This is a genomic window from Pseudomonas sp. MDV22-iso1, assembly GCF_058145095.1.
The window spans coordinates 1-8731 of the sequence record NZ_JBYVMF010000054.1 but is presented as its reverse complement, the minus strand read 5'-3'; the positions used below and the strand labels follow the sequence as shown (position 1 = coordinate 8731).

The following is an 8731-nucleotide window of genomic DNA, read 5'->3' as shown; positions in this document are numbered from 1 at the left end:
GAAATGGAAATGAGCGCGGAATAGAGGTTGGTGACAGCCGACTAAGGAGTCTAGATGGTGAATTGTAGGGCCATTTTCATCTGCTCACTCCAGCCATGAACCGCTACCTGTGGTTTTGTCTGATTGGCTGGCGTTTCCCCTCTGCGGGATGGTGTATCTGCAAACGGCACGGCAATCCCCATTCCCTTATCTCGTAAGTAAATCAAGACTAGCGGACCATACCGAACAGCAACGATTCTGGCTTCATACAACTTCAGCGCAGACGAAGTCTCTTTGCCACGTTAACTACGATTCGACAGCGATTCAATGATGCGACATTGCTCAATCACGCCACCCTGACAGCAAACGCTCAGTCGTGTCAGTTCGGCTTCTAAACCTTGTAGGTCTCGAATACGCATTCGCACCTGCTCTAATTGCCCTTCGACTTTTGCGTCCACCGCAGCGCAGGAAGCGTCGCGTCGATCAGCAAGACCGAGCAACTCACGAATGTCATCCAGGCTGAAACCCAGTGCGCGGCTGCGGCGAATGAACAACAGCCGGTTGCGCTCCTCGTCCGTGTAGAAACGGTAGCCCGATGGTGACCTTCCAGCAGAAGGCAGCAGCCCTGACTGCTCGTAATAACGGATGGTTACAGCTTTGGTATCGGTCGCCTTCGCCAAGGCCCCAACCGTGTAGATGGCCGCACTCATTTCGCTTGACCTTATAGTCGCTAGAACCTTCATTCTACTCGCTTCAGACGACAAGCAAATCCGTGCTCGCCTTAGCACCCTACATAAAGGGCTTTGATTCGATGGAAACCACACACCAATCACGTCAATCCGGGATATGGGCGCTCCTGCTCTGCGCATGGCTGCTTGCCCTTATATCAACGCTTGCCGTGTTGTTCGTCGGCGAAGTCATGGGGCAAGTGCCCTGTGTTCTTTGTTGGTTTCAACGTGCATTCATGTTCCCCCTCGTCCTGGTGCTGGGTGTTGCTTGCTGCATGTCGGACGCGGGCGTCTGGCGTTATGCATTGCCATTAGCCGTTATGGGCTGGCTCATCGCGCTGTATCACAACCTGCTTTATTTCGGACTGATCCCCGAAAGCATCAAACCCTGTGGAGCAGGCCCGTCTTGCTCTGGCGCTGATATGACCATCTTCAGTGGTGTTCCACTACCATTATTATCGCTGGGCGTGTTCAGCCTCCTGATTGTTCTTCTTGTTCTTATCCGCCGGAGATTTATCGTATGAGCAGACGCACCGTCGTCATGGCCATCAGCGTCCTTGCCGTAGTCGGCTTCGCAGTCGCTGCATTTTTTTATGATCGTGCCTCCACTGTGCCCCAGGCCACCGCGCCCGTGCCGCAAAACAGCGCTCTGGAGCGCTTTAATTCGCCAAACTTCGGCCCTGCCAACGCCCCGGTGACGATTGTCGAATTTTTCGACCCGTCGTGTGAAAGCTGTCGTGCCTTCTATCCCATCGTCAAAAAGATGATGTCCCAGCACCCAGCCGACGTTCGTCTTGTGCTGCGTTATGTGAAGCTTCACAAAGGTTCTGAAGAAGCCATCCGGCTTTTGGAGGCCGCACGCAAGCAGGACGTATTTGCACCGGTACTTGAAGCTGTTCTAGAGGCCCAACCGCAGTGGCATGATGATGCACAGGCTTCAGCAGCATGGGACGCTGCTGCTCAGGCAGGCTTAGACGTGGCTAGGGCTCGTGAAGAAATGGTGTCCCCAGAGATCACAGCCACTATTGAACGGGATGCCGCCGATGCGAAAACCGTAGGCGTACGCGGGACACCGACATTCTTCGTCAACGGTAAGCCGCTGACCAACTTCGGTGCCCAGCAGCTCTATGATCTGATTTGGAGCGAGATCAACCAATCGCGCTAGCCACAAGCGGCAATGTTGAAAAAGTTTGGCAGTCGCGATAATACGCTTGACCTTATAGTGGCTATAGGGTGTTCACTCTTCACCATAAAACATGTGGAGAGTGTCCTTATGAAAAGTTGTTGCGGTGATAAGCAAACACCTGAAAGTCAGGCCAGCGTTGAGGTTTTTGATCCGAAAGCGCTGACAGGTTGCTGTACACCCGCCGCAACGACTGGCGATACGAATGCAGCCCAGAACCAGCCCAAGAGCGGTTGTTGCGCTGCGAAAACCTCGGACGTAGTCCTGAGGCCAACCAAGGCAGAAGACTCCGGTTGCTGCTCTCCTGCTGCGGATGGCAGCAAATCAAGCTGCGCTGCCGTAACACCGGCATCCACCTTGTACACCCTGGCTGAACCGAGTAAATCTGCCGCCCCGGTTGATAACGATCTCTTTACCGACGCTTGCTGCCCGCCATCCGGCGCGGGCGGCGCAAGCACTTGTGCAGCAAAAGCTTCTCCAGCGGATGCCGGCAATACCGCTCGCTTCAGCAGTTTTCGTATAGGGCAAATGTGCTGTCCCTCCGAGCAGACAATGATCGAGGACAAGCTCGCTCGAATGAGCGGGATTCAAAAGCTCGAGTTCAACATGATGAACCGTACTCTAGGGGTCTGGCACGAACTGCCGGACACCTTGAGTATTGAAGCGGCTGTGTCATCGCTTGGCATGCACGCCGAACCGTTGACTACTGACGGCAAGGCATCTAACTCCGATGCGCCGCAAGCCGCTCAAATAGCCTCACCGCGCAAGAGTACCTGGTGGAAACTGATACTATCCGGCGCTGGGGCAGTAGCTGCGGAAGTATTGCATTTCACTAACGCCGCTCCTGAATGGGTGGTGGCGGTTGTAGCCTTGTTCGCGATTGTGCTCTGCGGCCCAGCGACCTACAAGAAAGGCTGGATCGCACTCAAACATCTCAATCTGAACATCAATGCCTTGATGAGCATTGCCGTGACCGGTGCAGTGTTGATTGGTCAGTGGCCAGAAGCCGCGATGGTCATGTTCCTGTTCACCGTTGCCGAACTTATAGAGGCAAGATCGCTGGATCGTGCGCGCAACGCAATCAAGGGTTTGATGGATTTGTCCCCGGAGCGGGCGACCGTTCGCCAGCCAGATGGCAGTTGGCTGGAAGTGGATGTGAAAACTGTCGAGATCGATGCTTTGGTGCGGGTTCGCCCCGGCGAGCGTATCGGTCTGGATGGCGTTGTCTCTTCCGGCAACTCTACAGTCAACCAGGCACCTATCACGGGGGAAAGCCTACCCATCGAGAAAACCGTAGATGACCCCGTCTATGCAGGATCCATCAACGAATCCGGCTCCTTCGAATACCGAGTAACGGCTGAGGCCAGCAATACGACGTTGGCTCGAATCATCCATGCGGTCGAAGAGGCTCAAAGTTCGCGAGCACCAACCCAGCGGTTTGTTGACCAATTCGCCAAGATCTATACGCCAGCAGTGTTCTTCTTTGCCTTGGCCATTGCGGTGTTGCCCCCATTATTCATAAGTGGGCTCTGGGCTGATTGGATCTACCGCGCCCTAGTGCTTCTGGTGGTTGCCTGCCCCTGCGCGTTGGTCATTTCAACCCCGGTGTCCATTGTCAGCGGTCTGGCGGCAGCGGCTCGCAAGGGCATTTTGGTCAAGGGTGGCGTCTACCTGGAAATTGGCGCCAAGCTGAGCTTCGTCGCACTCGACAAAACCGGGACCATTACGCATGGCAAGCCGGTCCAGACCGATTACATCCCACTGACCGCGATTTCAGAACTAGCCCCTCAGATTATTGCCGCCAGTCTGGGCGGTCGCTCGGATCACCCGGTCTCACAGGCCATCACCAAACAGGCGGCGCTGGACGCGTCAATGCTCAAGTCTGTCGAGAGTTTCGAAGCGCTCCCAGGACGTGGTGTGAAAGGGATCGTCGAGGGTCAGCTCTATCATCTGGGCAACCATCGCTTGATTGAGGAGCTGGGTCTTTGCACACCGCAACTGAAGGCATCCCTGAATCGTCTGGAGCGTCAGGGGAAAACCGTAGTAGCGTTAAGCAACGCTACTCAGGTCATAGCACTGTTCGCGGTTGCCGATACGGTGAAAGACTCAAGCCAGACCGCGATCAAGGAACTGCACGAGCTAGGCATCAAGACTATGATGCTGACAGGGGACAACTCACACACTGCGCAGGCAATTGCGCAACAAGTCGGGATTGATGAGGCCCGAGGAAACCTGCTTCCCGCCGACAAGCTTTTGGCTATTGGTGAGGCGCAAAACAGTTGTCACGTGGTGGGGATGGTCGGCGATGGGATTAATGATGCGCCGGCCTTGGCCAAGTCCCAGATTGGCTTCGCAATGGCCGCTGCGGGTACCGGCACCGCAATCGAAACGGCTGACGTCGCGCTGATGGATGATGACCTGCGGAAAATCCCGGCATTCGTCCGCCTGTCTCGACAAACCGCCACGGTACTAAAACAAAACATAGGGTTCGCCTTGGGCGTCAAGGCTGTGTTCCTGGTATTCACTTTGATGGGTTTGGCCACTATGTGGATGGCGGTATTTGCAGATGTTGGTGTCAGCCTGTTGGTAATACTCAATGGGCTGCGCTTGCTGAAAAAATAGTCCGGAGGGTGAGCATGAAAGAGAGGTTGCATGGGGCAATTCTTGAGGGCTTCGGCGAAGCCTGTTTAGCTAGAAGGTCTCGAGATTATGCGCATGCTTACCATTGGCTGGAGCGTACCCACATCCTGACGCAACGCCGTCCCCTGCTGCATGCAAAGTCACACGCTTTCATGTTGTACGTTGGCATCAGGACACGAGATCCCCGAGAGGTTGTGGGACAAATACCACGTGTTTTCGCTGCCCTGCTATTTTCAACAATATGGGTGCCATCGGGAAATACTGGTCGCGCCCGTGTCAGTGCTTTTCAGGTGATGCCTATTTCTCAAGAGCTGAGAAATCTGATTAGCGAAGAGTGAGACTCTGAGTCATTGTCGTATCCATTCACGCACACATGGAGAGTCCTATGAGCGCCGGTCACAGTCACGGTCTAGCACGTGCAGGACACGAGAAAAAATTGTGGATCGCTCTGGCGCTAACGACAAGCTTCATGATCGCGGAGGTCATTGGTGCTTTCATCACCGGCAGCTTGGCATTGTTATCCGACGCCGCTCACATGCTGACGGATTCCACTGCCCTTGCTATTTCATTAGTCGCTATTCAGATCGCCAAACGCGCTGCGGATAAAAAACGGACATTTGGCTATGCACGATTTGAGATCCTCGCAGCAGCTTTCAACGCGATTCTGTTGTTCATGGTGGCGGTGTACATCCTGTACGAGGCATATCAGCGGTTTAAGACTCCGACAGAAATACAATCGACAGGCATGCTGATCGTCGCAGTGATAGGGCTAGTTGTGAACCTTGTTTCAATGCGCTTGCTTATGTCTGCCAGTGACGAAAGCCTTAACGTCAAAGGCGCGTATCTGGAGGTTTGGAGCGACATGCTGGGCTCATTAGGCGTGATAGGGGCAGCATTGATCATTCGCTTTACAGAATGGACTTGGGTTGACTCGATCATTGCCGCAGCTATCGGGTTGTGGGTTCTACCCAGAACCTGGGTTTTGCTCAAAGAAAGCATGAACATCTTGTTGCAGGGTGTACCGGACGGAATCGACATAGCGGAAGTGGAGGCGACAATCAGGGCAGTTGAAGGTATTGAGGATATTCATGACTTGCATCTCTGGGCTTTGACCAGCGGCAAAAATGTCATGAGCGCGCACCTAGTGGTTCAGTACCCTTCCCGCCCCGATCAAGAGATATTGGCCGAGGTGACTCGACTGATGAGCGAGAAATTTCATATTAGCCATACGACTCTTCAATTAGAGAACTCGCAGTTTCATGCCAGGCTCGAAGGAAACGAAGGCATGCAGCACTAGAAAGGCCCCCGTAAACATCCATGTCGCGGGAGGGGCCGCTGCGATACTCTGAAAGCTTACGGACAATAATTCTCTTAGCCACCCGAGCATTTCCAGTGGTATGGGGAATTAATGTATGCGAATTAACCAATGTTTTAATGTTTAACGCAACAATTTACCCCTGAGCCTTTCTCGCCTGCTGCCAGGGGGGGTGTCCGTCGAGGTTTGGGAAGCTCAGACTGAAAACGGTCATGCTACCGGGTAAGCTTTCGACTTCTGCTTTCCCCTGATGAAGGCTCATGATTGATCGCACAATAGCCAAGCCCAGACCAGTACTTCCTTCGGCACGTGAGTGACTTGTGTCGACGCGATAAAAACGTTCGAACAAGTGCGACAGGTGCTGAGGTTCGATACCTGCGCCAGGGTTGCCTACCAGCAGCGAGACTTGATTGTCTTGGCATTTGATGACAACTGAAATGGATTGTCCTGCTGGGCAATGGCGTATCGCATTGGACAGCAAGTTTGATATTGCTCGCTGAATCATCAACCTGTCGCCAATGGTGTATCCGCTTCCGGTGACGCTCAGGCTGATCCGTTTCTCTTCCGCAGACAATGTAAACAGATCGACGACCTTCAATGCTTCATCTTCTAAATTAATTGTCTCGAACGGGACGAGCGCCTCAGGATGACTGACTTGAGCAAGGAAGAGCATATCCGAGACAATTCGAGTGACACGTTCCAATTCTTCGGTGCAAGACTCCAGCACAGACTTGTACTCTTCCGCCGACCTGTCCCGAGAAAGCGTCACTTGGGCTTTGCCCATCAAATTAGTAATGGGGGATCGCAATTCATGCGCCAAGTCATCGGAGAACTGCGACAGCTGCTGAATACCGCTATCGAGTCGATGTAGCATGAAGTTGACGCCATGGGCCAATTCACTAAGTTCCTGAGGCATTTTGACCACAGAGAGTCGATGGCTAAGGTCTTGTGCTGAGACGATGGCGGCAACCTTTCGGAACTCCCTCAGTGGCGCGAGACCTCGCTGAACTACCGCCCAGGCACTCATTCCGATGAGTATTAACAACAAAGGTAACGCAATGATCGTCGACTGCAAATACGTGCTGAGTAGTGCTTCATCATTTGCGCAATCGATGGACAGCAGTACGGGAACGCTCGTACCATCCTTTAACCGGATGAGCTTGGAAGCGGTAATAAAGTGTCGGCCTTCGCCGTCGGAATTGGTGGAATATGAAATCTTGTCGACGGCGGCAACCGCTGCCTTCAACTCTATCCGCAGGTCCGACAAGCCCGCCCCGACTTTCAGCACAGGTGAACTCAGATTTGCTAAGTCATAGATGGCCAGGTTCAAATTGTCATGTCCCATAACTTGATCCAGCAAGGAGTGCGGATTCGAGTTTATGTCGGTTATGTCCTTATATAGGGATAGACTATGTTCGACCTGCTCAAATTTTTTGTCCAGGCTTCGTTTAGCCAGTTTTTCCAACTCATGCGTTAGCGCAAAAAAAGCTAGGGCAGCCAAAAGTACTACCAGCAATGCCCCCAGAATACTCACTGTCAACCCTAGCCGCATTGACAGGCTAGCCGGCTTCATTCGCGCGCCTCCAACACGTAACCAACTCCGCGCAGGGTATGGATCAATTTATTATCAAAGGGGTCGTCGATTTTTGCTCTCAAACGACGGATTGAAACTTCGACAACGTTGGTGTCGCAGTCAAAGTTCATGTCCCAGACCAGTGAAATTATCTGAGTTCTGGAGAGTACCTCCCCAGAATGACGCATCAATAGGTGCAGAAGCGAGAACTCCTTGGTCGTCAGATCTATGCGCTGATTACCACGAAAAGCACGGTGGCGTCCGTGGTCGAGTTCCAGATCGGCGACCTTGAGCACCTGCGGTACAGGAATCTGCTCACTGCGACGCATCAGAGTTCGTACCCGTGCCAGTAGCTCAGGAAACTCAAACGGCTTAACCAGGTAGTCATCGGCCCCTAAATCCAATCCGCGGATTTTGTCCGCCAGACGTCCTCGGGCCGTTAACATCATGACCCGAGTGTTACTGCTTCGGCGAAGATGCTCAAGAACCCCCCAACCATCAAGTTCTGGAAGATTAACGTCAAGTATCACTAAGTCATAGACATGTTGACGCGCCAGATGAAGGCCGTCCGTGCCATTCGATGCGCGATCAACTACATAGCCACTTTCAGTTAATCCTTGATGCAAATATTCGGCAGTTTTAACCTCGTCCTCAACTACAAGCATTCTCATGACAGCCACCCCATTTATAGCAAAAATACGGAAAACGAAAATTAGCCATTTGCAATGGTCTTAGCCTGAAGCCTGTAGCTGCTATAGAGTCAATAAAGTATGTCGTTCGTGGGCTCTAAAACTAGGTTTTGCGACAGTATGTCGCACTGGATCTCACTGGCTTAGTCGTAATATTAGCCCGTTTTGCTGACGCAAGTGCCGCTCGGCAGGTATTTAGTGGTCAATGGTTTCATAATGTTACGCGGCGATTGTAATTTTGCTTTCTTGCATTTTTTAGGGCGTAAATATAGTCGGAGCAAAATTTAGAGTGAGGGAGTAACTATATTCTTTAGGAACGTAAGTAATAATTTTGTATGTTGCGCTAGTGTGTGTTTCCAGAAGCGATGGTTGTAGAACTGATGTTAAGCGCATTATGTATATGCACTATTGCAAAAGATTCGTTTCTTCGATTGCATGGGATGACAGGGAACCTCTAGCTCTAGGCAGAGTGGCGCGTGAGTCCCATTGTTAGTGTTTTATTGGAGAGGGTGTGTACGCATAGGCCTAAATTAGATGTGTTCGGTACGAGTGTATGGCTTTGTATAAAAGAGTGCGATCCACGAACCCCACATTCCAAGCCAATAGCTGACGGCTGATGCTGTG

General features: G+C 52.4%; 8 protein-coding genes. 5 read left to right on the top strand and 3 right to left on the bottom strand.

Translation table 11 applies throughout. The annotated features are described in order from the left end of the window. Window positions 1–281: 281 nt before the first annotated feature. Window positions 282–689, bottom strand: coding sequence for a MerR family transcriptional regulator (locus tag AC3ZVB_RS29090; RefSeq protein ID WP_490148492.1), 408 nt, complete (start codon window positions 687–689; stop codon window positions 282–284). A 101-nt stretch (window positions 690–790) separates the two neighbouring features. On the opposite strand from AC3ZVB_RS29090, the gene AC3ZVB_RS29085 reads away from it, so the two are divergent. From AC3ZVB_RS29085 to AC3ZVB_RS29065, 5 genes are all read left to right on the top strand, one after another. Beyond that, window positions 791–1231, top strand: a complete 441-nt coding sequence (locus AC3ZVB_RS29085; RefSeq protein ID WP_490148491.1) for a disulfide bond formation protein B — start codon at window positions 791–793, stop codon at window positions 1229–1231. Beyond that, window positions 1228–1872: a DsbA family protein gene (locus AC3ZVB_RS29080; RefSeq protein WP_490148490.1), complete on the top strand. Its 645-nt coding sequence runs from the start codon at window positions 1228–1230 to the stop codon at window positions 1870–1872. Before AC3ZVB_RS29085 ends, AC3ZVB_RS29080 begins: the two co-directional genes overlap by 4 nt. Window positions 1873–2418: 546 nt before the next feature. Next, window positions 2419–4512, top strand: coding sequence for a heavy metal translocating P-type ATPase (locus AC3ZVB_RS29075; RefSeq protein WP_490148493.1), 2094 nt, complete (start codon window positions 2419–2421; stop codon window positions 4510–4512). Window positions 4513–4526: 14 nt separating this feature from the next. Then, on the top strand, window positions 4527–4868 hold the full coding sequence (locus tag AC3ZVB_RS29070) for a DUF3703 domain-containing protein (protein WP_490148489.1): 342 nt from the start codon (window positions 4527–4529) through the stop codon (window positions 4866–4868). Between the two features lie 47 nt (window positions 4869–4915). Further along, entirely contained in the window at window positions 4916–5827 is a 912-nt protein-coding gene (locus AC3ZVB_RS29065; protein WP_490148488.1) for a cation diffusion facilitator family transporter, read from the top strand. 154 nt (window positions 5828–5981) lie between these two features. On the opposite strand, the gene AC3ZVB_RS29060 is transcribed toward AC3ZVB_RS29065, so the two are convergent. Beyond that, complete coding sequence (locus tag AC3ZVB_RS29060) at window positions 5982–7418, bottom strand: heavy metal sensor histidine kinase (RefSeq protein ID WP_490148487.1); 1437 nt, start codon at window positions 7416–7418, stop codon at window positions 5982–5984. Next, complete coding sequence (locus AC3ZVB_RS29055; RefSeq protein ID WP_490148486.1) at window positions 7415–8089, bottom strand: heavy metal response regulator transcription factor; 675 nt, start codon at window positions 8087–8089, stop codon at window positions 7415–7417. Before AC3ZVB_RS29055 ends, AC3ZVB_RS29060 begins: the two co-directional genes overlap by 4 nt. Window positions 8090–8731: the final 642 nt, after the last annotated feature.

What these genes read in the sequence shown, in the direction of transcription:
- AC3ZVB_RS29055 (WP_490148486.1), bottom strand. Translation starts at nt 8,089, where the DNA reads ATGAGAATGCTTGTAGTTGAGGACGAGGTTAAAACTGCCGAATATTTG.
- AC3ZVB_RS29085 (WP_490148491.1), top strand. Translation starts at nt 791, where the DNA reads ATGGAAACCACACACCAATCACGTCAATCCGGGATATGGGCGCTCCTG.
- AC3ZVB_RS29065 (WP_490148488.1), top strand. Translation starts at nt 4,916, where the DNA reads ATGAGCGCCGGTCACAGTCACGGTCTAGCACGTGCAGGACACGAGAAA.
- AC3ZVB_RS29070 (WP_490148489.1), top strand. Translation starts at nt 4,527, where the DNA reads ATGAAAGAGAGGTTGCATGGGGCAATTCTTGAGGGCTTCGGCGAAGCC.
- AC3ZVB_RS29080 (WP_490148490.1), top strand. Translation starts at nt 1,228, where the DNA reads ATGAGCAGACGCACCGTCGTCATGGCCATCAGCGTCCTTGCCGTAGTC.
- AC3ZVB_RS29075 (WP_490148493.1), top strand. Translation starts at nt 2,419, where the DNA reads ATGTGCTGTCCCTCCGAGCAGACAATGATCGAGGACAAGCTCGCTCGA.
- AC3ZVB_RS29090 (WP_490148492.1), bottom strand. Translation starts at nt 689, where the DNA reads ATGAGTGCGGCCATCTACACGGTTGGGGCCTTGGCGAAGGCGACCGAT.
- AC3ZVB_RS29060 (WP_490148487.1), bottom strand. Translation starts at nt 7,418, where the DNA reads ATGAAGCCGGCTAGCCTGTCAATGCGGCTAGGGTTGACAGTGAGTATT.